Below are 25,157 nucleotides of genomic sequence, written 5' to 3'. Positions count from 1 at the left end.
TTATTTCCTTTCCTTGCCGAACGGCGGATTTATATGGGCATCGATCATCACGGCAAAAAAGTGCTTTTGCTCGATGCGCGGTACAATGCAGTCGACAAAACCTTTTTTAAGCTGAAATTCGGCACGCTGAAAACCTTCCGGCAGTTGCTGATGAATAGTGCCTTCGATAACGCGTGGTCCTGCAAAGCCGATCAGCGCATTGGGTTCCGCTGCGATAATATCACCGAGCATCGCAAAGCTTGCCGTTACACCGCCGGTCGTGGGGTCGCACAGCATGATAAAAAGCGGGACGCCCTTATCATCCAGTTCTGCCGCCGCGCTTGAGGTCTTCGCCATCTGCATCAGCGAGAAAAGACCTTCCTGCATACGCGCGCCGCCCGATGTTGCGTAGATAATTACCGGTATCCGTTCTGCGGCTCCTTTCATCATCAGCCGTGAAATCTTTTCCCCGACAACCGAACCCATCGAACCGCCGAGGAAGTCGAACGACATAATGCCTAAAAGCGCATCCCTACCTTCTATCTTACACTTGCCGGTAACGACCGCCTCATTCATCGAGGTTTTTGCTTCCGCAGCGGAGATTTTTTCTTCATACCCTGCCATCTGAATAGGATTCATCGTTCGCAAAGTAGGATCAAGTTCTTCAAACGTATCTTTATCGGCAAGATAGGCAATTCGCTCTGATACATCCATTCGGAGATGGCAGCCGCAGTCGGGGCATACCATCAAGTATTTCAAAAGTATTTCTCGCTCATATTGTTTTTTACAATGAGGACATTCCATTATTTTTCTCCCTCAAATAATTGTGCATAGAGACTGGTGCCGAAGGTGCCCGATTGGAACTGAGCCGACCGCAAAATAGTTTTTTGCTCTTCGATATTGGTTTGGATACCTTCGATGTGCAGCTCATCCAGCGCACAGAGCAGCTTTTTAATGGTCTGCGCCCGGTCTGCGCCGTGTACAATCAGCTTTGCAATCATAGAATCGTAGAAGGGTACCACCTTATAGCCCTGATAGAGAAAGCCGTCGAAGCGGACGCCGTTTCCGCCGGGTATCCGTAACTTGGTAATCAAACCGGGGGTACGCGCATTGATGCGGGCTTCGATTGCCCAGCCCTTTACCGGTAGCACGCCGTCGGGCAGCGACATTTTGCCGCCTGTACATACGGTGATCTGCTCACGGATAATATCCGTGCCGGTTACCATCTCGGAGACGGGGTGTTCAACCTGCACACGCGCATTCACTTCCATAAAATAAAACTGATCACCGGAGACGAGAAATTCGATGGTACCCGCTCCGCAATACTTGAGCGTGGAAAAAAGCTTCTTTGCCCCGGCACACATCGCATCGTACATTGCGTCGCTTACTGCCTGTGAAGGACTTTCTTCTATTAACTTTTGGTGATTCCGCTGCACGGAACAGTCCCGTTCGCCGAGAATCGCAACACCGCCAGCACCGTCGCCGATAACCTGCAGCTCAACATGGCGCGGGTCGCTCAAGTATTTTTCGATGTACACCGTCCCGTCGGCAAAATTGGCTTCTGCCTCCGAGGATGCGATGGCGAGGTTTTCGGCTAAGTCGGCTTCTTTCCAGACAATGCGCATTCCCTTGCCGCCGCCGCCTGAGGCTGCCTTGATGATAACCGGATAACCGCATTCCTTCGCGGTTTCCGCCGCTTGTTCTTTGGTTGTAATTGCGCCCTTAGAGCCGGGGGTAATCGGCAGTCCGCTTTTTTGAGCGGTTTCCCGCGCTCTTACCTTATCGCCGAGCATTTCTATAGTGTCTGGTTTAGGTCCAATCCAGAACATACGGGATTTTTCTACCTCACGTGCAAAATCCGCATTTTCCGACAGGAAGCCGACCCCGGGGTGCACGGCATCGCAGCCGGTACAGAGCGCGGCGGTGATCAGCGCATCCTTGTTCAAATAACTTTTGGAAGAAGGCGGCGGGCCAATACACACCGCATGGTCCGCTAACTGTACGTGCAGACATTCTTTATCGGCAGTTGAATACACAGCGACCGTTTCAATGCCCATTTCGCGGCAGGCGCGGATAACGCGGACGGCAATTTCACCGCGGTTTGCAATCAGCATTTTCCGTATCATACTTAGATCCTGATTGTAAAGAGCGGCTGGTCAAACTCAACCAAATCACCGTTTGCCGCAAGAATTTCTTCGACCGTTCCGTCGTATTCGCACTCAAGGGTGTTCATCATCTTCATTGCTTCAAGGATGCACAGCGGCTGTCCCTTTGAAACCTTGGAACCTTTTTCGACATACGCGGGGGCGTCGGGGGAGGGTGAACGGTAGAATGAGCCGACAATGGGGCTTTTAACGGTAACGAGGTGTGCATCGGCGCCGGACATTCCGGCAGTTGCATTAACCGTTCCCGCCGAAGTTGTACCGAGCTGATTTGTTCCCGTACCGGTAGAACCGGCAGCTGATCCCTGCATACCCGCTGCAGCTGGATTTGCCGCACTATTCGGTACTCCAACTCCCGCTGCGGCGTATCCGTTCGCATCTGCAGGTAAAACCGGCTGCGCAGGGGGATTTTGCAGCGCAAACGGCTGTACCGCCGGTACGTTCTGATAGGCTGCCTCTTTTTTTAAGGTCAGCTCCGCTTCTCCTTCCTTTATATGGAGCAGCACAGCCGAGCTTTTTTCAAATTTGTCAAAGACATTCAAAATAAATTTTTCGTTCATGTTCTTTCTCTGTGTAAATCCTAATAATCTTCTTGGGTTTGTCCAAAAATGTTAGTTTTCGGACAGTTTCCCTGTTATATCCGGTCGAACCGGTCAATCTCGGTATCATAATCGATGCCGGCAATATCGAATCCGTTAATAGCCAAAAAGTCGTGCCGGTACTCGTCCACGTCAGTGAGTTTGCGGCTGGTCTCGTCGGTAACGGTTGCCATAATCTTTGCAACGGCGGATTGCACTCCTTCGTCCAATTCCCAGTCGTCGATGCGGATACGGTTTTCGTTATCTGTCGGGATAACACCGTCCGCCGTGTAGAGACGGCTGTCAAAGAGGCGGTTGATCTGTTCGATGCAGCCTTCGTGGGTGCCTTTCTCCTTCATCACCTTAAAAAGGCTTGCCAAATAGAGCGGAATAACGGGGATGACGGCGCTTGCACGGGTTACCAATCCTTTGTTAACCGACACAAATGCCTGCCCTTTTAAGGCTGCGAGCTTGGTGTTCAACGAATGGGCGGTGGCTTCCAAATGCTCCTTTGCCTTGCCGATGGTGCCCTTGCGGTACAGCGCCTGTGTCGCTTCCGGCCCGATATAGGAATACGCAACGGTGATGCAGCCTTGCGCCAGTACATCCGCAGCGCCGAGTTTTTCTATCCACCGCTGCCAGTCCTCACCGCCCATGACCTTTACGGTAGCGGCGGCCTCTTCATCGGTAGCCGGTTCCGCCGTAATTTCGGTGAGTGCACCGGTAAACGGGTCGAGGGTTTTTCCGGTAAACGGTTTCCCGAACGGCTTGAGCGCCGAGCGGTAGGTAACGCCGGTGTCGGGGTCGGTACGCACGGAACTTGCCACGCTGTATACTATTAAATCGAACTTAATATTGAGCTTTTTTGCTTCGTCAATCACTTGTGCCTTGATAGCATCGGAGAACGCATCGCCGTTTATCGTAACGGAGATAAGCCCTGCCTCTTTCGCCGCGGCGTCAACCGCTAAGTTGTTATACCAGCCGGGTGTTCCCCACTTTTTTTCGGAACCGGCTTTCTCATACGAGACGCCGATCGTTGCAGCACCGTATCCGAAGGCTGCCGTAATGCGGCTTGCCAGTCCGTATCCGCCCGAACAGCCGATCACAAGAACATTTTTCGGTGTTGCCGTTCTCGCCGGGTGAGAAGCCGCCCGTTTTCTCGTATATGCGATTTGATCTTCAACCGCTTTTTTACATCCTTGAGGGTGCGCGTTTAAACAGATATTGCTCCTCAACATCGGTTTCATACTCATACTTTTCTGCTCCTTGCTATATTAGTCATTTATAATGCATCATTACGCCATGATTGGCAATGCACGGTATACAAATTATTGCTTGCCGGGCATCTCTAAAAATCTAACAGGGCTCTTAGAGAACTCGATTGCTTAGTTTATCAGTTTTTACCGTTTGCCGATAGTACCTTCCATTTTTCCAGCAAAGGAGGAAACGCATCAGACGGGTAAATATAAATCGCAAAATCAGGGGGGCTGGGCGAGCATTTGAACCGCGAAGAGGTTCAATTCTGCTTGAACAGTCCCCTGATTTTGCGGGGAAATCCGGAAAGGAGTCTGGTGCGTTTCTCCTGATTCAATCGTGTTTTTTTTCTTGACTGATAATACGATGTTTTATATAATAAAAGAATGAGTACTAAGTCATTTAAGGGGGGCTGTCACCCTCCAGAGCGGAAAGCGATTTCCGCCGAATCCGAAGTCTTGGCCGTCATGCCATCTACAAAGATGGTATGGATTCCGGTTACCCAAGGCGGTGCTCCGAATACTCCGTTAGTAAAGGTTGGAGATACGGTTGTACGAGGTCAAAAAATAGCGGAAACAGACAAGTTTATGTCTGCGCCGGTACATGCTTCGATCTCCGGTACCGTAAAGAAAATAGAACCCCATCTCGTTACCGGTAATACGGACGCACTTTGTATCGCAATTCAAGCGGGCGAGGACACTTCCGAGTCTTTTATGGAACCGCTTGATCCCTTCACCTGCACAAAAGAGGATGCCCTTAAACGTATCCGCGAGGCCGGTATAACCGGTATGGGCGGTGCTTCATTCCCTGTACATGTTAAATTGAGCCCTCCTAAGGATGCAAAGATAGACTACATTTTAGGTAATGCCGCAGAATGCGAGCCGTATCTGTGCACCGACGCTGCTACGATGTATCATCCCGCTGAAACGATTATTGGAATGGCGATTATCATGCACGTTACCGGCGCCGACAAGGGGATTATTGCACTTGAGGATAACAAAACGCACTTGGTTCCTGTGTTCGAAAAAGCGATTGCAAAAATAAAGCAAAATCCTGTCGGTCCGGGCGCTTACGACATTTCCGTTGAATTATGCAAAACAAAATATCCGCAGGGCGGAGAAAAAAATCTGACCTCCGCTGTTGTCGGCAGAGAAATTCCTTCGGGCGGACTTCCGTTTCAGGTTGGTTGTATTGTCCAGAATGTCGGAACAATGAAGGCGATTTCCGATGCGTTCCGTAAGGGAATGCCGTTAATCGACCGTCCGCTTACGATCGGCGGAGGAGCTTGTGAAAATCCGATAAATGCGATAGCGCCTATAGGTACCTGTATCGGTGACCTTATTCCCGAAGTAGTGCGTTTAAAACCGGGCGTTACAAAGATTATTTCCGGCGGCCCGATGATGGGCTTCGCGATGAAGAGCGCGGATTTCCCTGTACAAAAGAATACGTCGGGTGTTCTTTTCTTAACGCGCGAAGAAGTCAATCTTGATGAAGAAAGCCCCTGTATCGGATGCGGAAAATGTGTCACTCATTGTAGTTGCCAACTGTCTCCCGTTCTTATGATACGTGCGTTAAAAGCCAATAAGCTCGACGAAGCAGTCCGTTGCGGTCTTATGGACTGCGTTGAATGCGGCATTTGTTCTTATGTGTGTCCGGCACGTATAAAGCTCGTCCAACGGTTCAAGGTCGGAAAGCAGCTGTTGCGTGAAGCAAAGCAGAAAGAAGCGGCAAAAGCAGCCGCTGCGCAAGGAGGAAAATAAACTATGGCAGAAGCAGATAAAAACGAAATTTATCTTTCCCCCGCGCCGCATATTGCGAGTCCCGTAACCACTAGAAAATTGATGATACACGTACTGATTGCGCTTGCTCCGCTTGCGCTGTACGGTATTTATTTGTACGGTGTGCCGGCGCTTATCCGAATAATCGTTTCCGTAGCCGTTGCAGTCGGCGCCGAAGCCGCATTCAGAAAGGTGATGGGTAAGGACATCCGCATAAAGGATTGTTCCGCCGCCGTAACCGGTTTGCTGTTGGCGCTTGTGCTGCCGCCGCTTATTCCTATCTGGATCGTTGTTGTTTCCGCAATTTTTGCGATTGTCGTCGCAAAAGAATTCTTCGGCGGACTCGGCGCAAACCCGTTTAACCCTGCGTTGGTAGGTCGCGCGTTTGCCTTTGTCAGTTTTTCACGCTTGATGACGTCGTGGGTTGCTCCTCATCACGGTTTTGATGCAGTGAGTACTGCCACCCCGCTTTCGTACCTCAAAATGTCGGAAGGCGGTATTTCCACCGCGGCAGCAATCGCAGAAAAGATGGGGTTATCTTCTTCGAGCGATGTATACCTGAAACTCTTTTTAGGAGATCACGGCGGCTGTATCGGCGAGTCAAGCGCGGTGCTTATCCTTATCGGTTTTGTTTATTTGCTGGTAACCCGCGTTATTGAATGGCAGATTCCGGTTTCAATGATTGTAACGGCCGTGCTGGTAACATGGCTTGCGGGCATCGATCCGCTTTTGACGCTGTTAAGCGGCGGTTTGCTGTTCGGCGCCGTGTTTATGGCCACCGACTATGCAACCTCTCCGGTAACCTTTAAAGGGCAGATTATCTTCGGCGCGGGCTGCGGTTTGATCACCGCCTTGATGCGTCTGTTTGCCGGAATGCCGGAAGGCGTTATGTACAGTATTTTGATTATGAATTCTGTTGTTACGTTCTTAAATAAACTGATTCAGAAAAAATACGGATATGTAAAGCCCGTTAAGCCTGCCAAGGAGGGTGCAAAATGAAACAGATGATAAAATTATCCGTTACGTTGGCGCTGTATACGGTTGTGGCCTGCCTTGCGCTTGCGGCGGTTAACATGTTGACCTCTCCCCGCATTCTCGCGGCAAAAGAAGCAAAAACAAAGCTGGCACTTCAAGCGATTTTCCCCGATGCGGATTCTTTCCGTCCTATCACCGAAGGAATGCCGAAATCGGTTGATAAGGTATCGTTCGGCGATGCCTTTCTTGCACTGAACGGAGATAAACCTGCAGGAGTTATCGTAACGGTAAGCGGCCATACGTATGATCAGGCAACCATTCTTACCGGTATCGATATGGAAGGAAAACTGAGGATGATTCAGTTTTTAGTCTTAACCGATTCACCCGGTATCGGAACAAAAGCGAAGGATGAACCGTTCATCGGACAGTTCCGTAATAAGCCTATCTCCGACGCCTTTGCGCTGGGAAGCGATGTTCAGGCGATTGCCGGTGCGACGATTACCTCTACCGCTGTTACCCGCATGGTAAAAATTGCCGTCGATGCCGCTTCTTCATATATGAACAGCCAAGGTATCGGCAGCTCAGGCAGCGGAAATTAAGAGGAGAACGGCTATGAAAGAGTATGTACGCATTTTTACGAACGGGTTGGTAAAAGAAAACCCTCTGATTATGCTGATGATCGGACTATGTTCCGCACTGGCTATTACAACCTCGGTTGCGAACGGTATCGGTATGGGGCTCGCAATGACCTTCGTTATTGTGTTGAGCGAAATGATTATCAGTATGTTCCGGAAATTTATTCCGAATGATATCCGTATTCCTATTTTTATTATTGTTATCGCATCGTTTACTACCATTGTGGACCTTTTGATGCAGGCTTTTTTACCGGAGCTTTCCGAATCGATGGGTATTTTCATTAAACTTATCGTTGTAAACTGTATCATTATGGGACGTGTCGAATCTTTTGCCTCAAAAGAGTCGCCGATAAAAGCGATGGCTGATGCTTTAGGTATGGGCTTGGGCTTTACATGGGTTTTGGTTGTGATGTCCGCCATCCGTGAACTTTTGGGAAGCGGTACCGTGCTCGGTGTACGTCTGCTGCCGGACGATTACCTTATTAAGTTCTTTGCAAACTCTCCCGGAGGCTTCTTTGTATTCGGCTTGCTGATTGCCTTAACGTATTTAATACAGGATCAGCGCAAACAGCGGAAAATACGGAAAGCGGCCGCGTTAAAAGAAGCGGCGCTGAAAGAGGCTGCAGCATTACGGGAAGCTGAGCTGGCGAAAGAAGCCGCGCTCAAGGCAGAGGCAGCACAAAAAGAAGCCGCATTAAAAGCTGAAGCGGAAAAACAAGCTGCCACTGCCAATATCGAGCCTGCAGCTAAAAACGAATCTGCGGCTACTGCGGCGCCTGCAAAGGAGGGGAACTGAGAATGGAACTGTTTAAGATTTTTCTTGCTGCGGTATTTGTTAAGAATATCGTTTTTATCCGCTTCCTTGCGTTGTGTTCGTTTATCGGTATGACATCCGATGTTAAGAAATCTACCGGTATGGGATGGGCGGTTCTCTTTGTTACGGTTATTGCAACTGCCGCTACCTATCCGCTTTACAAATTGGTTCTTGCACCGTACAACCTCGGCTTTTTGCAAACCTTGCTCTTTATCTTGGTTATTGCGAGTTTGGTTCAGCTGGTAGAATTCTACTTGAAGAAGTCTGCACCTGCGCTATATTCGGCGATGGGTGTGTATCTTCCGCTGATCACCACGAACTGCGCTATTTTAGCGGTTACGCTCGATGTTATCGCTGCCGACTATACCTTTATCCAATCGATGGTATATTCAATCGGTGTTGCGCTCAGCTATCTGTTGGCAATGGTATTGTTTGCCGGTTTACGTGAACGCATCGATATTGCTCCGATACCTAAGTACCTCAAGGGTACTCCCATCCTGTTTATCGCTGCAGCGCTGTTGTCGTTGGCATTCGGCGGTTTTGCCGGCATGATTTAAAGGAGTGGAAAGAGTATGCAAATAATCATTTTAACGCTTATTGTTTCGCTGGTATTGTCCGTAGCAATAGGCTTTTTACTAGGATTTTTTAAAAAGCTGTTTTATGTTGCCCCTGATGAAACGGTGGCAAAAATTCGTGAAGTGCTTCCGGGCGCTAACTGCGGCGCCTGCGGTTTCCCGGGCTGCGACGGTTTTGCGGCAGCGGTTGCAAGCGGTAATGCGCCGGTAAATGGCTGTTCCGTCGGTGCGGGTCCCGTTGCGGCAAAGGTTGGCGCTATTATGGGTGTTTCCGCATCGGCCGATGCAAAGGTTGCGGTGCTGCTGTGCCAAGGTTCGCACGACGTGTGCAAAGAAAAGGCTGATTATGTCGGTGTTAAGACGTGCCGCGCCGCAAAGATTTCGGTAAACGGATTGCGGGAATGCGATTGGGGCTGTATCGGACTTGGCGACTGCGAAATGGCGTGTCCTTTCGATGCCATTCACGTTGAAGCGGATGGTATTCCGCACGTAGATTACGAAAAGTGCACCGGTTGCGCCGTTTGCGTTGCAGCTTGTCCCCAGCATATTTTGACTACCGTGCCGACGACCCGGAAAGGTTCCATTGCGCTTTGTTCATGTCGCAATCCTAGAAAAGCCGTTATTATGAAAAACTGTAAACGCGGCTGCATCAAGTGTATGAAGTGCGAAAAGAATTGTCCCACAGGTGCGATAAAAGTTATCAACGGTATTCCGGAAGTTAATTACGAACTTTGCGATTCCTGCGGTATCTGTATCAAAGGCTGCCCGACCAAGGTACTTGCCTTAGTAGAAGATAAGATTGCCGTGCAGTCTCCCTGCAGCGCGTGCCAAGCGAGCTAGGCAGCGGTAGCAAACGTGCCGGATAAACCAATGCGGAGCGGCGTTGTCTGTATTATCGGACGCCCCTCCGCCGGGAAATCAACATTTCTAAACAGCGTCTGCGGCGGAACAGTGTCGATTGTTTCGGCACTGCCGCAGACCACGCGCAGCTCCGTCCGCGGCATCCTCACGGCGGAGCAGGGGCAAATCATCTTTATTGATACGCCCGGCTATCATATCAGTGAAAAAAAAATAAACCGCCGTATGCAGCTCATTGCGGAAAACCGTCTGCAAGAAGCTGAGGCGGTGTTGTATCTTATCGATGCGGCGCGCCCGTTCGGGGAAGAAGAACTTGCTATCTGCGCATTACTGAAAGATAAACAGAACCGCGTAATTGCCGGTATTAACAAAACCGACAGTCCGGCTGCGCGGCCGGGTCAAACTCGTATCAGCCTTATGCAGACATTACCCGATCTGCCGCAGGATCGGATTTTCGAGCTTTCCGCGCAGGAAAAGACGGGGCTTGAGCCCGTGCTCGCCGAGCTGTTTTCTCTCCTGCCCGAAGGCGACCTTTTGTATCCCGAAGACTTTTATACCGACCAGCCGGTGGATTTCCGCATTGCCGAAATTATCCGCGGGCAGGCGATCAGCCGCCTCTATGAAGAAATTCCCCATGCGCTGTATGTTGATATTCAGGATATGGAGATGAAGAAGAACGGCAAGGAGCTTTTTGTCCGCGCCTTTTTGTGCGTAGAGCGGGAAAGTCAAAAGGCTATGGTTATCGGCAAAGGTGCGGCGCTCATTAAGGCAATCAGGGTGGAATCCCAAAAAGAACTTCGGAAAATCTTCCCCTATCGGGTGCAGCTCGATTTACAGGTGCGCGTCGATAAAAATTGGCGCCAAAAAGACCGGGTGCTGCAAGCTGTGTTGCAAGAGTAGGGGGCTAGTACTTTTCACATACAACTATATATTCTTTAGTCATTGTTCCTTTGCGTTGACCTGCAATATTTGTTGGAGAGTTTTTCAATGGCATTGATTTATTTCCTAGCAGTCGCTCATATGTTGTACAATGTTTAAATCCATTATATTCAAACTGCTCTGCAACAAATTGATCGGTAGGGAGTTGAATATCTTTTACACACCTATTTCCAACAACGTAAATTGCTTTTCCTTTTCTATTTATACTTTTTGCAACAAACTTAATTGATTTTTCTAAATCAAAATAAAATGATGAAACTTCCAAAGCACGCTTTTTTGATTTTTTCGCTATTTCACAAATATAATTTTTCATTATTCCTTTTGAATAGAGGTCTTTTACAGTTGTCCCGCCCATCAGCATATTATCAACTTTACGTGCATCTTTTACACCAATCCATTGATTACCAAAAAAAGAAAACTGGCCATAAGCAACGGTTGTTTTGCTATCACCATACGGAGGACTTGTTAAGACAACATCAAATTTTTTATCATCTCCATAGAAACAACCATTCTTTATTTCAATTGTCTCTATATTATTAAGCTTAGGCAGATAATATGCCACATATATATGTGATATAACTTGTAATTTATAAAAATACATTGCATATACATCGGGATTAAAAGAAAGAACATCTTTTTCCCGCATTTTATATAACTTAAACTCATTATTTCTTGTATACGAACACTCTCTGGCTGTTTCAGAAAATGGTAATAAAAAGAGCCTTCTGTATTCTAATTCAATTTTATCAATAAATTTTTTTAAAACTGTCAAACTTTTAGAAGTGTTTTTAGAAAACCAAAAGTCTATATTAAAAAATTGAGGTACTTCTATATCTATAATATTTTTCTCATATTTTATAAAGTCATATACTTTGTACCGCAAATCTTTTCTAATCGATTCAATTTTTTCAGGGACCAGTTTCGTAAATTTTGCTTTTGAAATAAGTACTGCAAGAGGATTTAGATCAAATCCATACATCTCTTTAACACCTCTGTCTAATCCGACGGTGAAAGACGAGCCTGAACCACAATATGGATCTAATAAACTATTTGCTTTTATATTAAATTCTTTAAATAAATCTATCCCAATTTGTGGCAACATTGTAGCCGGATACTTATGTAAATTCGGATATGCATCAGAGTATGAACTGCCTACAAAATCATATTTATCATTTCTAATAACTTTATACATCATAAATCCTTTATACTTTCAAATAAACATGGTAGTTTGTTTTCGTATGTACGAAATCCTGTACCATGATTTCGTGCCATAGTACCTTTATCATGCAATCGCAAGTCAACTAATATATTTTCTTGCCTAAATTGGTTTCCAAGTAAGTCTGGTGATGTTCCTTTCATCAACTGTGCTCTAAAAAAACGAAAATATTCTATACCATCACGTTCTTCAGTCTCAGCTGAAACAAAAATCAATGCCGGTAGCTTTTGTAAAAATCTTTTTGCAATATCTTCTAATTTCCATATAGCAATAATTTCACCAGATATATGCCGCACAGAAATAGCACTCTCATCTACATATAAAAAAAGTCCTACACTATTTGGCTTTAATGACATTGTATAATATAATCCTTGCCGTCCATTTTTATCTAAACTGCCGTATTTTTTGACAGCATCTAACGGTGGCATTTTCCATGCTTTATTATTAAATGTAAAAAGTGTGATAAGATTATTACTTGTCGCTCTATGAGCTTTTAACTCTGCGCCTGCAATATCAGGATTTGCATAATTATTCTCTGCAAGTCCAAGGTATGTTTCCAATGTGTGACCAATTCCAGTAGGGCCATTTCGAGTGCTTTTAATAAAGCCCATAGATTTTATTTTATTAAATAATATTTGGAATTCATCAATAGTCATATATACCCCTGATTCTTTATATTATATTTCAACCTAAAATTCAATATATTTATTTACTAGCGTTGCGATAGCAACATCCGTCCAACAAGGTTTATTAATGGTTGTTAGCGCCGCCTATAGCTCCGCAGCTTTTTTATAATCAGCACCAGCAACAGCATAAAAACGGAAATAAGCGCGGTAAAGCCGCCGGGGGCTACGTTTAAATAATACGAACAGATAAGGCCGAGCATAATATCCGCGATGCCGAAGCAGATTGAAAAAAATACCGTCCGCTTGAATCCCGTGTGCAGCTGCAGCGCGGCTGCAACCGGTAGAGCAATCATCGAGCTGAGCACCAAAATCCCCACTATCTTAATGGAAACGGCGATTGTCGCCGCTACTAAAACCGAAAAAATGTAATTGATTGTCTTAACGCGGATTCCGATAACATACGCGATGTCCTCATCAAGCGTTATATAAAGAAGCTTATGGTACAGCACTGCCAATACGGCGACGGCAAAAAAGCTCAATGCGATAACAGTGATAACATCGGAGGTCGAAACCGTTAAGATACTCCCGAATAAATAGGCTTCCGCGTTGGTACGTATGAGCCCCGAACTCATCAGGGTGATGGCGATACCGACGCTAAGCGAAAGAACGATGGAAAGAATGAGGTCGCTGTATTCTTTAAAATAGCTGCGCAGCGCTTCGATGAGCGCTCCCGCTGCAGAGGTAAATGTGAACGCACCGAGTATGGGATTAACGCCGGTAACCAACCCAAGCGTAATCCCCGTCAGAGAGGCATGCGCAAGAGTGTCGCCGATAAGCGAATACCGCCGTAACACAAGAAAAATGCCGATCAATGGGCAGAGAATACCGATAAAGAACGATACGATAAAGGCATTCTGCATAAAAGCGTATTTCAACATAGCGGTTATATTATCAAATTTTATGCGGAAGGGCTATCGGCTGCGTCGCAGTTAGGCAGTCAGATCGAAAGAAAAAAGTCTATCGTTTTTTTAAATACTAAAAAAAACGGGGCTGCCCTAAAAGTCAATTACTTTCGGGACAGCCCCGTTCCCTTTAGATGTTATCTTCCGGTATGGCGGAGCGTTGCCCGCTTTTCCAGTTCTTCAAGGGTAAGCTGCGGATAGCGTACTTTTGCAAGGAAGATCATTGCGGCGATGATGTACGGCTTAAAGCTTGCCTGCTTGTAAAGCGGTATACGGTAGCGGTCGAACACCGAACCGGCAACTTCGCCTTCTTTGCAGCTGACACCGGTAATATCCGCCGGTAAGCAGTGGAGGTAGAGTGCTTTACCGTCTTTGGTCAGCTTCATCATATCTTCGGTACATTCCCAATCCTTGTGGTTACCGTTCTGTGCGAGCAGTTCTTTTTCGAGGGTTTTGATGCCGTCAAAGTCGCCTGCGCCGTAAAGGTTCGTCCGTTTTTCCATTGCAGTAAAGGGCGCCCAGCTCTTGGGATACACGATATCGGCATTCTTAAATGCTTCCTTCATGCTGTTGGTCTTGGTAAAGGAACCGCCCGATGCCTTGGACTGCTTCTTTGCGACTTCTTCAACCTCAGGCATAATCTCGTATCCTTCCGGATGTGCAAGTACAACGTCCATGCCCAAGCGGGAGAACAAGCCGATTGCGCCCTGCGGAACGGAAAGCGGTTTTCCGTAAGAGGGTGAATATGCCCATGTCATAGCGATTTTCTTGCCTTTCAAGTTTTCAAGTCCGCCGAATTCATGGATGATATGGAGCGTGTCCGCCATAATCTGTGTGGGGTGGTCTATATCGCACTGCAGATTGACGAGGGTAGGGCGCTGTTCAAGTACGCCGTCCCTATTGCCTTCGGCAACCGCATCCATAAAGGTGTGCATATAGGTATTGCCCTTACCGATGTACATATCGTCGCGGATACCGATAACGTCCGCCATAAACGAAACCATATTAGCAGTTTCGCGGACGGTTTCTCCGTGGGCAATTTGAGACTTTCCTTCGTCCAAATCCTGTACTTCCAAACCGAGCAGGTTACAAGCAGACGCAAAGCTGAACCGAGTACGGGTTGAGTTATCGCGGAACAGCGAAATTCCGAGGCCGCTTTCAAAAATCTTGGTGGAAATGTTAGCTTCCCGCAAGGTGCGCAGCGCATCGGCTACCGTCCATGTCGCAAGAATTTCATCGAAGGTTTTTTCCCATGTCAGGAAAAAGTCATTGTTGTACATCTTCTTAAAGCCCAAACTATTGAGCTTTGTAATGTACGGATCCATAATCAAGGCCATAATTACTCCTATGGGCGTGGGGATGGTTTTAAAATCGCTTAGTTCTTTGCCATCCCCGCTTTTTTATAGTTTTTCAACGTATATGGACGGCAGCGCGGCATACACAGCAGCGCACGTTACCAAATCCTGTTTCCAAGTAATTTCGTTCGGGGCATGAGCCTGTGCTTCCGCTCCCGGTCCGAAACCGACGCAGGGGACTTTGTTCCGTCCCATGATGGACACGCCGTTTGTGGAGAATGTCCACTTATCAACGAGCGGGCGGGCTTCGCGCATCGCAAGTTGATCCTTTGCACCAATACGCTTATCTCCGTACAGGTTGTGATATGCTTCTACGATTGAGCGGGCAACGACGTGCTCTTTCGGCAGTACCCACGTGGGGAAGAAGCATTCGATCGGGTATTGTTCTCCCGTCCATGACGGCCGGTCGTAATTGTACATCGACACCTTTACGTCTTTTCCGTACTTTTTGACGGCGGGAAGCTGGCGGATTTCTTCCAAGCAGGATTCCCATGTTTCTCCGGCCGTCATACGGCGGTCGAGCGAAACGGAGCAGGAGTCCGCAACGGCGCAGCGGCTCGGGCTGGTATAGAAAATTTCGGAAACGGTAACGGTTCCGCGGCCGAGGAAGTTTGCTTCTTCCCATTCCTTGTTGTATTTTTTATCGAGCATTTTGACGAGACCTTTGATTTTGGTACCGTCTGCAGCGTCGTTTTCGTTTAACTGGCGAACTTCCTGCAGGATGTCGGCCATCTTGTAGATGGCGTTATCGCCGCGCTCCGGTGCGGAACCGTGGCAAGAAACGCCTTTAACATCCACACGGATTTCCATGCGTCCGCGGTGCCCGCGATAAATACCGCCGTCGGTCGGTTCGGTTGAAACGACAAAGTCGGGTTTGCAGAGTTTTTCGTACCCGGGGACTTTGACGTCTTTTTTCAGGATATACTCCCAACACATACCGTCGCAGTCTTCTTCCTGTACGGAGCCGACTACCATAGCGGTGTATTTATCGTTGAGGAGACCTAAGTCCTTCATAATCTTACAAGCATACATTGAAGAAACAACACCGCCGGTCTGATCGGAAACTCCGCGTCCGCCGATGAATATATCGTCTTCAAAACCCTCGTAGGGGTCAAACTTCCAGTTGTCGCGGTTACCGATACCGACCGTGTCGATATGACCGTCAAAACAAACGATGTGCGGGCCGGTGCCCATCCATCCCATTACGTTACCGAGCGGATCGATCCATGTTTTGTTAAATCCGAGCTCGTCCATTTTCTTTTGGATGCGCTTTGCTTTTTCCCCTTCCTGACTGCTTTCGCTCGGAAGGCGGATGATTTCGCGCAGAAAGGCGGTCATATCGGCCTTATATCCTTCTGCTGCAGTTTTAATTTTGTTAAAATCCAAACTCATGCTTCCTCCTCTATCGTTTTTCAAGTATACCGCTTGATACGATATTGATTACAACCCAGCTCCTATAAAAATACGTAAAAATATATCCGGATGAAGGAACCTTAGGTTAATTTAATTATAGAAGCGAAAAATTCTTCTGTCAAGCATAATCTTCTAAAAATTTTTTAGCCATGCTAATTCTTTTTTAGCTTTGTTTACAGGGATGTTCAGCATGCAGAACGGCTGTCTCTACGGCACCGCAGTAATTTAAAGGCGGTAACGTCCGTATGTAAGATTCGGCATCGGAACGGTTGCTGCAACCCTTACAGGCTTTTTGTATTTGCTTACCGTTTTGCATGTAATAGTAATACCATTTGTAGACTTTCTTACCGTTTTTGATTTGCGGCTTTTTAAAGACATGATAATCCATATATAAACTCCCGACTTGACCTGTTAAAAATCAATTAAAAGCAATGATTAAAAGCAATGATTTGATAAGTCTATATATAGCAAGGAAGGGAACTATGGGCGCTGACGGGATCGAACCGCCGACATTTTGGGTGTAAACCAAACGCTCGTACCAGCTGAGCTAAGCGCCCTAACAATGAAAAGACTATATATGAACCGGATAAAAATGTCAACAGGGTTGTTTCATTTATCGACAATAAACAACCCCGGCGTGAGCGTCGGGGCGTTAAATCCTCCACACGAATAAAGTGAAAAGGTGAGCACACCGGGATAGTCAAAAAACGTCTGACGCATTTGTCCTGATTCAGTCCCCTCGGTAACCTGTACTTATATGACATGTTTTACTATTATTATGCAAACGGCTTATACCTTACATAAGCCGAGCAACGTCTGTCTTATCCCATATTGGAGGGAAGCATGAAGCAGAAACTCATCATACTTGCGCTGTCGATCCTACTTACGTTCAATGGTTTTGGAGAAGAAACACAAATCCCCGATAAAATTATCGATGTAGAAACTGCCGTACAATCAGCCTTACAGACTCACCTTTCGGTTAAGCAAAGCAGAATACAGCTGGAGCAAGCTAAAAGGAAGTATGATCATTCGTGGAATAACTTTTTGCCGTCTCTTTCGGCGAATGTAAACGGCGCGGCAAACGGCGGCTTGACCTCTACGGCAGCCAATGCGCTTACGTTTTCTACCGGAATCAATGCAAATTTGAATATCAGCCTTGGCGTCGGTAAAAAGATTGCCGCTTTAAAGGCTGACTATGAAAGCGGGCAAAAAAATTATGAAGATGCCGTCCGCGAAATTGAAACGGAAATCCGCAAAAGCTTTTATTCGCTGTTATATATGCAGGGACAGGTAGAAATCAGTAGGGCATCGGTAAGTGCTAATGAAGCTCAATATAATCAAACGAAGATTAAAAAAAGCCAAGGCCTTGTTACAGAGCTTGATTTACTGACCAGTCAGGTAAATTATGAATCGGCAAAAATCAATCTACGGAATACCGAAAAGTCATATTTTAATGCAACGTTTACATTCTTAAATGAAATAGGAATCAACGTGGAGCCGGGACAGCGCGTTTCTTTTGAGGGAAGCCTTGATGATTATGTAAATGCCAACGATTTTGAGCTTTCGCAAGGAAACTTGGATGAATTAATAGAAAACAGTCCCGCTATCCGCACTATAAAGAGTACCTTAAGTAAAAATAGTATATCCCGTTCTCAACTTGCTCTATCGGCATATCTTCCCAATATAATGCTCAGCGCCAATATCAATCCTTATTCGTATTCCTATAGTTTGCCTAATAAAATAGGAATTACAAGAGACAGCTGGTCTGTTTCTGCAGGTCTCTCGTTTGCATTGGATAATTATATTCCGGGGTCTGCCGTGCGGGACAATATTGCAGATATGGACGATTCAATTAAAACGCTCGAAATGCAGCTTGATAAAAAAAGACAGCAGATAAAAACAAATATCATCGAAATACTGAACGAAATTGAGATTGCGAAGGAAGGTTTGGAAAATTGCCGTTTAAATATTGATTTGGCAAAGAAGAGTTACGAAATGGCAGAAGTTGCCTATAAAAACGGAACGAAAGATTTGAATAGCTTGCAATCTATTCACAATGCCTATAGCAATGCCGAACTTCAATATCGGAGCCAGCAACTGTCGCTGATAAACAGCAGATTAACGCTTAAAAGTCTTATCGGCAAATAAATCGGACAAACGCCTCTTAATACTGAGTCAAAGGAAGCTCTCTAAAGAACTTCTGTAATCTATTCGGAAATGACGGAGAAGAACATGAAATTAAACAAAATTACGCGGCGGATTATATTGGTAGCGGTTGTTATTGCGATTATTGTGATAATTGCAATATTGCCCAAAAACAAAGGTAGTATGTCCGGCGGAAACGGCGGGATGCCCGGAGGCAATATGCAGGGCGGTGATGCTGCCGAAACCGTATATTCCGTAACAACACAAGTGTTGGCAAAAACGGATTTGCAGGAGTATTTAACCATGAACGGAAATGTCCAAGCTAACAGTACTATTTCCGTTTATCCCGGAATTGGCGGAAAAATTACCAGAGTTTATGTAACGCTCGGCTCTGTGGTAAGACGGGGAGATAAGCTTGCAGAAATCGACCCTTCGACCCCCGGAACGTATTATGAAATAAGCCCCGTGTATGCACCGATTTCAGGTACAATTACGGCGCTGCCGTTAACGGTAGGAACCTCCGTCAACACAAACACCGCTGTAGCTCAGATTGGAAATATCCGTGAGCTGCAGATTAAAGCGATGGTACCGGAACGGGATATTTCGGTTCTAAAAACCGATTTGAAAGCTCAAGTTTCTCTTGTCGCATATAAAAATCAAACCTTTGATGCCCATGTCATCAGAGTTTCACCTATTGTTGATGAAGTTTCGCGAACCAAAGAAATATATCTGGCATTCGATACCATCGATCCGAAAATAAATGCCGGAATGTATGCAAAAATTAAGCTTTTGACCGTACTTCATAAAGGTGCGCTCTGCCTTCCTATCGATGCAATTCAAACGCTGGACGGTACAAATTTTGTGTATGTAGTTCAATCCGATTCAACGGTAACAGTACGCAATGTTGACATCGGCGTAAATGTGGACGGTATTGTTGAAATTGTAAACGGGCTTTCCGTAGGTGATAAAATAGTTGTAGACGGAACACAAAACTTGAGCGAAGGTGCGCACATAAAAGAAACGGCCGCAACAGATACGGCAAGCGCTTTATAGGAGCAACTATGAGCATATCGAAAAAAATACTCGAACATCCGGTATTAATGCTTTGTACTTTCGTCTTGATTGCGATTGTATCAGCGTTTACGCTGGGGAACATAAATATCGCTTTAATGCCGGATATGGATATACCGGTAGCCATGGTCAGTACCTCATATCCCAATGCCGGTCCTGAAACGGTTGAAAAATCGGTTACGCAAGTATTAGAGAGAAGCCTTATCAGCGTAACGAATCTCAAGAAGATGACTTCAACTTCATCGGAAGGAATGTCTTCAATCTCGCTTCAATTTAACTACGGCACGGATATGGATGTAGCGGTAAATGAGTTACGGGATAAGATTGATAGAGTAAAGCAGGCATTGCCGACTAACGCAAGTACACCTTCTATTTTTCAATTTGATATGTCTTCCATGCCTATTATCACGCTTGCCGTCAATGGCAACCGTTCGGAAGAGTCGCTAAAAAAAATAGCCGATGAACAAATCTCCAGTCTATTAGAGCAAGCGGACGGTGTTGCTCAGGCTTCCGTCCGAGGCGGGTGCAGTGCAATCGTAAGAATTGAACTTGATCAGAATCGGCTGGAAGCATACGGCCTTACGCTTTCTTCTATTGCGAGGAGCCTTTCTTCTCAGAATATAGAAGTTGGCGGCGGAAATGTAAGTGAAGGAACAAAAAGATATACGGTTCGCACCACCGGAGAGTTTGAATCAATCGATGAAATCAATCAAAGTGTTGTCGGAACATATAACGGGTATGATGTAAAACTTGAAGATATAGGGACAGCCTTTATGGGGTACTCCGATGTGACAAGTAAAATTTACATAAACGGAAAACCCGGCGTGTATGTTTCGGTGCAAAAACAGAGCGGTTCAAATACGGTTAATGTTGCAAAAGCGGTAAAAGAAAAAATTAAAGAAATTCAAAAAACACTGCCTGCAGATATCAAAATAGAAATCATCAGTGATGATTCTACAATGGTAAGCGATACGCTGACCGAGCTTATCAAATCGATTGTACAGGGTTTTATTCTTTCGGTGTTAGTTTTGTTCATATTCCTACGCAGCGGAAAGAGTACCTTTATTATGGCTATTTCCATTCCATTCTGTATCTTAGTTACGATTACCATTATGTCGTTTGCCGGAATAACCATGAATATGATAACTATGACGGGTCTCATTTTGGGGCTCGGTATGGTTGTCGATGCTTCCGTTGTTGTATTGGAAAATATTTATGTTTACCGCAATCGCGGAACGCAGGCTTTGACTTCAGCAGTAATCGGTACTCAAGAAGTTATGACTTCCGTAGCGGCCGGCAACCTTACGACTATTTGTGTATTTATTCCCTTTTTCGTATTTAAAAATAGACTTGAAATACTTGGGCAGATGTTCAGCAGCTTGATGTCCGTTATTTTAATAGCGATCCTTTCATCGCTTTTTGTTGCGATATTCTTGGTACCCGTCTTGGCAGGAAAGTTTTTACCGGTCAATAACAGAAAAGAACATCCCATTAAAAATAAATTTCTTGCAAAATGCGATAAAGGTATTGAAAAGGCGCTCGATTGGGTAACCTCTCGGTATCAAAAAGGTTTGCATTTTGTTTTGCGTCACCGCTTTGCAGCGATGGTAATTGCTGTCGGAATTTTTGTAGCATCACTCGTATTAATAGGCCGGCTGAACATAAGTTTTATGTCCAATTTTAATGATTCCTCGGTCTCCTTAAATGTTACCTTACCCTTGGGTTCAAAACTTGAAGAAACGCAGTCCATCCTCGATGACTTTTATCAGTTTGCGCAGGATGAAATTAAGGGATATGATAATATCGTTGTCAGTATCGGGTCCGGCGGCGGAATGTCCATGTCGGATACATCGTATAAAGGTTCCTTAACCGTGTATTTACCTGATGCTTCCAAGCAGATTGATAATGCCGAAACGGTAAAAGAGAAACTCAGAAGTCATTTTGATTTTTATCCTGCAGCAACGTTTACCTTTAACGAAGGTATGATGCAGCAAATGAGCGGCAACGACATCGATATTGTTTTCCGTTCAAATGATTTGGATGCAAGCGTTGCCCTAGCAAAGGAAATTCAAGCGCTTATAAAAGAGCAGCTTCCTGCGGTTACCGAACCTCAGATTGATATGCAAGACGGATTACCGCAAGTAGAAATTAAAGTTGACCGCGAACGGGCATATAGTTTTGGCATTTCCATCATGTCGATCGCAAATGAAATTAACTATTGCATCAACGGGATGACGGCTACAACCTATCATAAAAACGGCGATAGCTATGATGTTGTTGTTTTGCTTAGGAATGAGGATAGAGATGAAATTCCCGATTTGGAAAAGATTTATGTTGCAGGGCGATCCGGTCTTTATTCCGTAGCAAACTTTGCGGAAATTATTCGCGGTACGGGACCTGTTTCCATCAATCGGGAAAACCAATCGCGCATTATTCATCTTACTGCAGGTATTAAAGATGCAAGCAGCAGCGCACAAGAGATAGAAAATCAAATAAAGCAAATTATCAGCGATAATCTGGTAGTTCCGGACAATGTAACGCTTACGTATGAAGGTTCATGGAAAAACACAATGGAGACTGCAAATGTTTTTGTGTTAATTATTGTATTGGCGATTATCCTCGTATTCGGTGTTATGGCAGGAACTTATGAAGATTTTAAAAATCCTTTTATCAACCTCTTTACGATGCCGTTCCTTGTTGTCGGTGTTGTTCTTATTCATTTGGTAACGGGGCAGGCCTTCAGTATGGTGTCGTTAATCGGCGTTGTTATGCTTATCGGGATTGTTGTAAATAACGGTATTATCTTAGTAGACCAGACAAACCTATTAGTGCGGCGGGGACGCCCTGTACTGCAAGCATGTGAGGAAGCAGGTACCAGCCGGTTGCGTCCCGTTTTGATGACAACGTTGACTACCATTTTGGGAATGATACCTATGGCGTTTTTTGGAGGAGACAGCGCAAGCGTAACGCAGCCGATCGGTTTGTGTATAATCGGCGGTTTGTTTTCCAGTACCTTAGTAACCCTATTTATTATTCCGGTTATTTATTCTTTATTTAATAGCAAGGCAAATGCCAAAGCAGTAATCCCTCTTCCTCCGGAGCTTGCAGCAATGAGGGCTGAATATTTTGCAGCAGAAGGAGAAAATAACAATGATTAGAATTGAGATAATCGCTAACCAATCCGTTTATCCGGAACTCGTTGCAAACCTTGAAGCTTGTTTGCCGGATTTCTTATATACGTCCATTCCTTTGGCTTACGGCAGAGGACGGGATACTTATAAACTGGGAGATAGTACGTGGCCGGAGACTAACTTTGTCTTAATTGCGTATGCAGACGATAAGGTTGAACAGAAGGTTGCGCAAATTGTTCGGTATATAAAGCTAAAGTTTCCGACCGACGGTATCAAATTGTTTGTAATGCATGATAAAAATGCATAAAGACATCTGCAGATAATCACTGATAAACCTCTTGAAGCTTGATAGAGCTTTGAGAGGTTTATCTTACCATGAACCGGAGGAGCCGCCGCCCCCAAAGCTGCCGCCGCCTCCGCTAAAACCTCCTCCGCCGAAGCTCCCTCCGCTGAAACCGCCTCCGAAACGTCCGCCGCCGCGGCTCGAGTAACCGCCTCTCCGCCCCGACAAAAGAAGGAATAACGGCCAAAGTAAACCGCCGGGCATAAAGCGGGAACCGAATAGAAGGATGATGACAAGAAAAATAATGAGAGGCAGCGGGATGGAATCCTCCTCTTGATCGTCCGATTCTTTTACGGATTCGCTGATAAGGCTTTCATCTTGGAGTGCCAACCCTGCAAGGTTTTTTACCCCCATCAGAACGCCCTTCCCGTATTCTTGCTTTTTAAATTGAGGCGCAATTACCGAGCGGATAATCCTACTACTTTGAGCATCGGTGATACGGTCTTCGAGGCCGTATCCAACCTCGATGCGCAGCTTTCGGTCTTGAGCGGCAATTACCAAAATAATACCGCTGTCTTTACCTTTTTGTCCGATCTGCCATTTTTCCGCAACGCGGATGGAGTAATCTTCAAGGCTTTCACCTTCCAAGGAAGGAATGGTCAATACCGCTATTTGCAAGTCGCTGTTACGATCGATATTATACAGATATGTATTTAATTCCTGAGTTTCACTTGCGGTGAACATTCGTGCATAGTCATTAACGGGGCCGTTAAGCGGCGGAACGTCGAGTGCAAAAAGAAAAGCGCTGTGGAGGCAAATATATACAATTACAATAAATCTAACCGGATGGTGAGAAAATTTCATAGACACTCCCTAAAGTTTTATGATGCGGCGGAAGAAATACGCATGATACAACGCTTGATCATCGCAAAAGGGAACCCCTTGCGTTGAAGTGCGCTATAAAGTTTTTGTTCGGTGTAGCCTTTGCGGATAAGACTGCGGGCAGCCCCTTCGCATATATCCGCTTCATCAACTTCTGAAAAAAAATTACTCAACGCCTGCTTTGCCGTATCTGCAGCAATCCCGCGTTTACGCAGCTCGGAAAAAAGGCGGGTATACCCTTCTTTTTTTGAGAGGCTTCGTGTATGTAAATACGCCGCGGCAAAGCGGGAATCGTCAAGCACGCCTCCGGCTGATAAATAATCCAATGCCGGCTGATACTCGTTTTTCACGTAGCCTTTTTTCTGCAGTTTGACAGTCAGTTGATATGCGGAATGTTCCGCACGGTTTAGATAAGCGGCAGCTTGCTTTTCAGCTAAGAAACGCCGGCCTGCCTGATAGAGATCTTCTGTTTGGGATTCTGTAAGAGGTAGCGGAAGAATATCCACCGCAAGCGGCTCATCGAAGTAACAGAGCCGACTTACGATAGATACATCCCCGGCCAATACCATTTTGACGGTATCCGGAGATGTATGTTCCGCAGCAATAATAGTAGGATTAACGCTTGCTGAACTGGAAGCGTCGGCGGGCGCCGCGTTGGCCATATTTTTTACGTTCAACCATTCTTGAATCGCGGGTTAATAAGCCGTTTGCTTTAAGCGAGCTGTGGTTAGATGCATCTACCTGCGCAAGTGCACGGGCGATACCGTGTGAGCAAGCTCCTGCCTGTCCGTTTAAGCCGCCGCCGTATACGGTAATTATAATATCGTAGCGGGTGTCGCTTGCAGTAACAAACAACGGCCGTTTTGCCATTTGAACTTGTTCGGGAGTCGCAAAATACTCGTCCATACTTTTATTATTGACGGTTACTGCCCCTTTGCCTTCGCGGATATATACCCGTGCCACCGAGGTCTTTCTTCGTCCTGTTCCTATTCCGATATTTTTCACAACCATTTCTCCTAAAATTATAACGCTACTGCAACAGGATTTTGCGCCGCATGCGGATGTTCACTGCCTGCATAAATTTTTACATTTTTAAGCAGTTTACGTCCGAGTGAGCCCTTAGGCAGCATACCTTTTACCGCGATATACAGCGGTTCGGCCGGTTTTTTCCCGATAAGAGTATTAAAATTAACGGATTTAAGACCTCCGGGAAAACCTGTATGGTGATGATACATCTTATCTTTGCCTTTATTTCCCGTAACGGCAATCTTATCGGCATTGATAACGATAATATAATCGCCCGATTCCTGATGAGGGGCGTAGGAAGCCTTGTGCTTCCCGCGAGCCATTGCCGCAACTTTTGCAGCGACTCTTCCGAGCGGCTTTCCTGCAGCGTCAATAACATACCAGCTTCGCGGTATTTCACGCTCGTTATAAAAAATTGTCTTCATCTTTTGTGTACCTTATATATTTTTATTGCAGATAATGTGGGTAAAATACTATATCAGAAAAATGCCTATACAGTC

The 25,157-nt window shown here is 45.8% G+C and carries 24 protein-coding genes and 1 tRNA gene; 11 read left to right on the top strand and 14 right to left on the bottom strand.

All coding sequences use genetic code 11. The features are described from left to right. The 4 genes from HMPREF1222_RS05260 to fabV all read right to left on the bottom strand — a co-directional run bounded on the left by HMPREF1222_RS05260 (position 1) and on the right by fabV (position 3,972). Entirely contained in the window at positions 1 to 783 is a 783-nt protein-coding gene (locus HMPREF1222_RS05260; protein WP_006188002.1) for an acetyl-CoA carboxylase carboxyltransferase subunit beta, read from the bottom strand. Continuing rightward, on the bottom strand, positions 783 to 2,105 hold the full coding sequence (locus HMPREF1222_RS05255; RefSeq protein ID WP_016518516.1) for an acetyl-CoA carboxylase biotin carboxylase subunit: 1,323 nt from the start codon (positions 2,103 to 2,105) through the stop codon (positions 783 to 785). The genes HMPREF1222_RS05260 and HMPREF1222_RS05255 overlap by 1 nt, the downstream gene beginning before the upstream one ends. A 2-nt stretch (positions 2,106 to 2,107) precedes the next feature. Continuing rightward, entirely contained in the window at positions 2,108 to 2,701 is a 594-nt protein-coding gene (gene accB, locus HMPREF1222_RS05250; protein ID WP_016518515.1) for an acetyl-CoA carboxylase biotin carboxyl carrier protein, read from the bottom strand. A gap of 74 nt (positions 2,702 to 2,775) precedes the next feature. Beyond that, positions 2,776 to 3,972, bottom strand: coding sequence for an enoyl-ACP reductase FabV (fabV, locus tag HMPREF1222_RS05245; RefSeq protein ID WP_016518514.1), 1,197 nt, complete (start codon positions 3,970 to 3,972; stop codon positions 2,776 to 2,778). Positions 3,973 to 4,359: 387 nt separating this feature from the next. Between fabV and rsxC the strand changes: the two genes are divergently transcribed. The 7 genes from rsxC to era are packed head-to-tail and all read left to right on the top strand — an operon-like array spanning position 4,360 to position 10,508. Beyond that, complete coding sequence (gene rsxC, locus HMPREF1222_RS05240; RefSeq protein ID WP_016518513.1) at positions 4,360 to 5,733, top strand: electron transport complex subunit RsxC; 1,374 nt, start codon at positions 4,360 to 4,362, stop codon at positions 5,731 to 5,733. A gap of 3 nt (positions 5,734 to 5,736) precedes the next feature. Further along, the gene (locus HMPREF1222_RS05235; RefSeq protein WP_016518512.1) at positions 5,737 to 6,750 is read left to right on the top strand and encodes an RnfABCDGE type electron transport complex subunit D; all 1,014 of its coding nucleotides are present in this window, start codon (positions 5,737 to 5,739) and stop codon (positions 6,748 to 6,750) included. Beyond that, positions 6,747 to 7,325, top strand: coding sequence for an RnfABCDGE type electron transport complex subunit G (locus HMPREF1222_RS05230; protein WP_016518511.1), 579 nt, complete (start codon positions 6,747 to 6,749; stop codon positions 7,323 to 7,325). Before HMPREF1222_RS05235 ends, HMPREF1222_RS05230 begins: the two co-directional genes overlap by 4 nt. 13 nt (positions 7,326 to 7,338) lie before the next feature. Further along, on the top strand, positions 7,339 to 8,157 hold the full coding sequence (gene rsxE / locus HMPREF1222_RS05225) for an electron transport complex subunit RsxE (protein WP_016518510.1): 819 nt from the start codon (positions 7,339 to 7,341) through the stop codon (positions 8,155 to 8,157). A 2-nt stretch (positions 8,158 to 8,159) separates the two neighbouring features. After that, complete coding sequence (locus tag HMPREF1222_RS05220) at positions 8,160 to 8,732, top strand: electron transport complex protein RnfA (protein WP_006187993.1); 573 nt, start codon at positions 8,160 to 8,162, stop codon at positions 8,730 to 8,732. Positions 8,733 to 8,747: 15 nt separating this feature from the next. After that, a complete protein-coding gene (locus HMPREF1222_RS05215) occupies positions 8,748 to 9,590 on the top strand; it encodes an RnfABCDGE type electron transport complex subunit B (protein WP_016518509.1) in 843 nt (280 codons plus the stop codon). Between the two features lie 30 nt (positions 9,591 to 9,620). Next, positions 9,621 to 10,508 carry a GTPase Era gene (gene era, locus HMPREF1222_RS05210; RefSeq protein ID WP_016518508.1) on the top strand — a complete coding sequence of 296 codons (888 nt, stop codon included), beginning with the start codon at positions 9,621 to 9,623 and terminating at the stop codon, positions 10,506 to 10,508. A gap of 4 nt (positions 10,509 to 10,512) precedes the next feature. On the opposite strand, the gene HMPREF1222_RS05205 is transcribed toward era, so the two are convergent. The 6 genes from HMPREF1222_RS05205 to HMPREF1222_RS05175 form a co-directional block, all read right to left on the bottom strand. Continuing rightward, the gene (locus tag HMPREF1222_RS05205) at positions 10,513 to 11,742 is read right to left on the bottom strand and encodes a modification methylase (RefSeq protein WP_196799918.1); all 1,230 of its coding nucleotides are present in this window, start codon (positions 11,740 to 11,742) and stop codon (positions 10,513 to 10,515) included. Then, entirely contained in the window at positions 11,739 to 12,419 is a 681-nt protein-coding gene (locus HMPREF1222_RS05200) for an MvaI/BcnI family restriction endonuclease (RefSeq protein ID WP_016518506.1), read from the bottom strand. Before HMPREF1222_RS05200 ends, HMPREF1222_RS05205 begins: the two co-directional genes overlap by 4 nt. Positions 12,420 to 12,523: 104 nt before the next feature. Then, positions 12,524 to 13,327, bottom strand: coding sequence for a metal ABC transporter permease (locus tag HMPREF1222_RS05195; RefSeq protein WP_038076535.1), 804 nt, complete (start codon positions 13,325 to 13,327; stop codon positions 12,524 to 12,526). Positions 13,328 to 13,488: 161 nt separating this feature from the next. Further along, the gene (gene ygeW, locus HMPREF1222_RS05190; RefSeq protein WP_016518504.1) at positions 13,489 to 14,688 is read right to left on the bottom strand and encodes a knotted carbamoyltransferase YgeW; all 1,200 of its coding nucleotides are present in this window, start codon (positions 14,686 to 14,688) and stop codon (positions 13,489 to 13,491) included. Positions 14,689 to 14,751: 63 nt separating this feature from the next. Further along, entirely contained in the window at positions 14,752 to 16,098 is a 1,347-nt protein-coding gene (locus HMPREF1222_RS05185; protein ID WP_006187985.1) for a YgeY family selenium metabolism-linked hydrolase, read from the bottom strand. 504 nt (positions 16,099 to 16,602) lie between these two features. Then, a tRNA-Val gene (locus HMPREF1222_RS05175) sits at positions 16,603 to 16,676 on the bottom strand. Between the two features lie 286 nt (positions 16,677 to 16,962). Here HMPREF1222_RS05175 and HMPREF1222_RS05170 point away from each other — a divergent pair. From HMPREF1222_RS05170 to HMPREF1222_RS05155, 4 genes are all read left to right on the top strand, one after another. Next, the gene (locus HMPREF1222_RS05170; protein WP_016518502.1) at positions 16,963 to 18,267 is read left to right on the top strand and encodes a TolC family protein; all 1,305 of its coding nucleotides are present in this window, start codon (positions 16,963 to 16,965) and stop codon (positions 18,265 to 18,267) included. Positions 18,268 to 18,351: 84 nt separating this feature from the next. Beyond that, complete coding sequence (locus HMPREF1222_RS05165; RefSeq protein WP_016518501.1) at positions 18,352 to 19,317, top strand: efflux RND transporter periplasmic adaptor subunit; 966 nt, start codon at positions 18,352 to 18,354, stop codon at positions 19,315 to 19,317. 8 nt (positions 19,318 to 19,325) lie between these two features. Continuing rightward, a complete protein-coding gene (locus tag HMPREF1222_RS05160) occupies positions 19,326 to 22,493 on the top strand; it encodes an efflux RND transporter permease subunit (protein WP_016518500.1) in 3,168 nt (1,055 codons plus the stop codon). After that, positions 22,486 to 22,773 (top strand): PG0541 family transporter-associated protein, encoded by a 288-nt coding sequence (locus tag HMPREF1222_RS05155; RefSeq protein WP_016518499.1) that lies wholly within the window; start codon positions 22,486 to 22,488, stop codon positions 22,771 to 22,773. The genes HMPREF1222_RS05160 and HMPREF1222_RS05155 overlap by 8 nt, the downstream gene beginning before the upstream one ends. Positions 22,774 to 22,836: 63 nt before the next feature. On the opposite strand, the gene HMPREF1222_RS05150 is transcribed toward HMPREF1222_RS05155, so the two are convergent. The 4 genes from HMPREF1222_RS05150 to rplM are packed head-to-tail and all read right to left on the bottom strand — an operon-like array spanning position 22,837 to position 25,082. Further along, positions 22,837 to 23,613 carry a TPM domain-containing protein gene (locus HMPREF1222_RS05150; protein WP_016518498.1) on the bottom strand — a complete coding sequence of 259 codons (777 nt, stop codon included), beginning with the start codon at positions 23,611 to 23,613 and terminating at the stop codon, positions 22,837 to 22,839. A gap of 17 nt (positions 23,614 to 23,630) precedes the next feature. After that, positions 23,631 to 24,293, bottom strand: a complete 663-nt coding sequence (locus HMPREF1222_RS05145; protein ID WP_016518497.1) for a regulatory protein RecX — start codon at positions 24,291 to 24,293, stop codon at positions 23,631 to 23,633. Then, positions 24,247 to 24,636 (bottom strand): 30S ribosomal protein S9, encoded by a 390-nt coding sequence (rpsI, locus tag HMPREF1222_RS05140; protein ID WP_006187981.1) that lies wholly within the window; start codon positions 24,634 to 24,636, stop codon positions 24,247 to 24,249. The genes HMPREF1222_RS05145 and rpsI overlap by 47 nt, the downstream gene beginning before the upstream one ends. 17 nt (positions 24,637 to 24,653) lie before the next feature. Further along, positions 24,654 to 25,082, bottom strand: a complete 429-nt coding sequence (rplM, locus tag HMPREF1222_RS05135) for a 50S ribosomal protein L13 (protein WP_016518496.1) — start codon at positions 25,080 to 25,082, stop codon at positions 24,654 to 24,656. Positions 25,083 to 25,157 lie beyond the last annotated feature (75 nt).

The sequence above is a fragment of the Treponema vincentii F0403 genome (assembly GCF_000412995.1).
GTDB lineage: Bacteria > Spirochaetota > Spirochaetia > Treponematales > Treponemataceae > Treponema > Treponema vincentii.
Note: the sequence above shows the minus strand (reverse complement) of the source record. Positions and strands in the feature narration are given on the sequence as shown.

Excerpts from the sequence above, each read along its gene's own strand:
- rsxC (WP_016518513.1), top strand. The coding sequence starts at position 4,360 with ATGAGTACTAAGTCATTTAAGGGGGGCTGTCACCCTCCAGAGCGGAAA.
- HMPREF1222_RS05200 (WP_016518506.1), bottom strand. The coding sequence starts at position 12,419 with ATGACTATTGATGAATTCCAAATATTATTTAATAAAATAAAATCTATG.
- rplM (WP_016518496.1), bottom strand. The coding sequence starts at position 25,082 with ATGAAGACAATTTTTTATAACGAGCGTGAAATACCGCGAAGCTGGTAT.
- fabV (WP_016518514.1), bottom strand. The coding sequence starts at position 3,972 with ATGAGTATGAAACCGATGTTGAGGAGCAATATCTGTTTAAACGCGCAC.
- HMPREF1222_RS05235 (WP_016518512.1), top strand. The coding sequence starts at position 5,737 with ATGGCAGAAGCAGATAAAAACGAAATTTATCTTTCCCCCGCGCCGCAT.
- HMPREF1222_RS05155 (WP_016518499.1), top strand. The coding sequence starts at position 22,486 with ATGATTAGAATTGAGATAATCGCTAACCAATCCGTTTATCCGGAACTC.
- HMPREF1222_RS05195 (WP_038076535.1), bottom strand. The coding sequence starts at position 13,327 with ATGTTGAAATACGCTTTTATGCAGAATGCCTTTATCGTATCGTTCTTT.
- HMPREF1222_RS05220 (WP_006187993.1), top strand. The coding sequence starts at position 8,160 with ATGGAACTGTTTAAGATTTTTCTTGCTGCGGTATTTGTTAAGAATATC.
- ygeW (WP_016518504.1), bottom strand. The coding sequence starts at position 14,688 with ATGGCCTTGATTATGGATCCGTACATTACAAAGCTCAATAGTTTGGGC.
- HMPREF1222_RS05205 (WP_196799918.1), bottom strand. The coding sequence starts at position 11,742 with ATGATGTATAAAGTTATTAGAAATGATAAATATGATTTTGTAGGCAGT.
- HMPREF1222_RS05185 (WP_006187985.1), bottom strand. The coding sequence starts at position 16,098 with ATGAGTTTGGATTTTAACAAAATTAAAACTGCAGCAGAAGGATATAAG.
- rsxE (WP_016518510.1), top strand. The coding sequence starts at position 7,339 with ATGAAAGAGTATGTACGCATTTTTACGAACGGGTTGGTAAAAGAAAAC.
- HMPREF1222_RS05150 (WP_016518498.1), bottom strand. The coding sequence starts at position 23,613 with ATGAAATTTTCTCACCATCCGGTTAGATTTATTGTAATTGTATATATT.
- accB (WP_016518515.1), bottom strand. The coding sequence starts at position 2,701 with ATGAACGAAAAATTTATTTTGAATGTCTTTGACAAATTTGAAAAAAGC.
- era (WP_016518508.1), top strand. The coding sequence starts at position 9,621 with ATGCGGAGCGGCGTTGTCTGTATTATCGGACGCCCCTCCGCCGGGAAA.
- HMPREF1222_RS05230 (WP_016518511.1), top strand. The coding sequence starts at position 6,747 with ATGAAACAGATGATAAAATTATCCGTTACGTTGGCGCTGTATACGGTT.
- HMPREF1222_RS05260 (WP_006188002.1), bottom strand. The coding sequence starts at position 783 with ATGGAATGTCCTCATTGTAAAAAACAATATGAGCGAGAAATACTTTTG.
- HMPREF1222_RS05165 (WP_016518501.1), top strand. The coding sequence starts at position 18,352 with ATGAAATTAAACAAAATTACGCGGCGGATTATATTGGTAGCGGTTGTT.
- HMPREF1222_RS05170 (WP_016518502.1), top strand. The coding sequence starts at position 16,963 with ATGAAGCAGAAACTCATCATACTTGCGCTGTCGATCCTACTTACGTTC.
- HMPREF1222_RS05145 (WP_016518497.1), bottom strand. The coding sequence starts at position 24,293 with ATGGCCAACGCGGCGCCCGCCGACGCTTCCAGTTCAGCAAGCGTTAAT.
- HMPREF1222_RS05215 (WP_016518509.1), top strand. The coding sequence starts at position 8,748 with ATGCAAATAATCATTTTAACGCTTATTGTTTCGCTGGTATTGTCCGTA.
- HMPREF1222_RS05160 (WP_016518500.1), top strand. The coding sequence starts at position 19,326 with ATGAGCATATCGAAAAAAATACTCGAACATCCGGTATTAATGCTTTGT.
- HMPREF1222_RS05255 (WP_016518516.1), bottom strand. The coding sequence starts at position 2,105 with ATGATACGGAAAATGCTGATTGCAAACCGCGGTGAAATTGCCGTCCGC.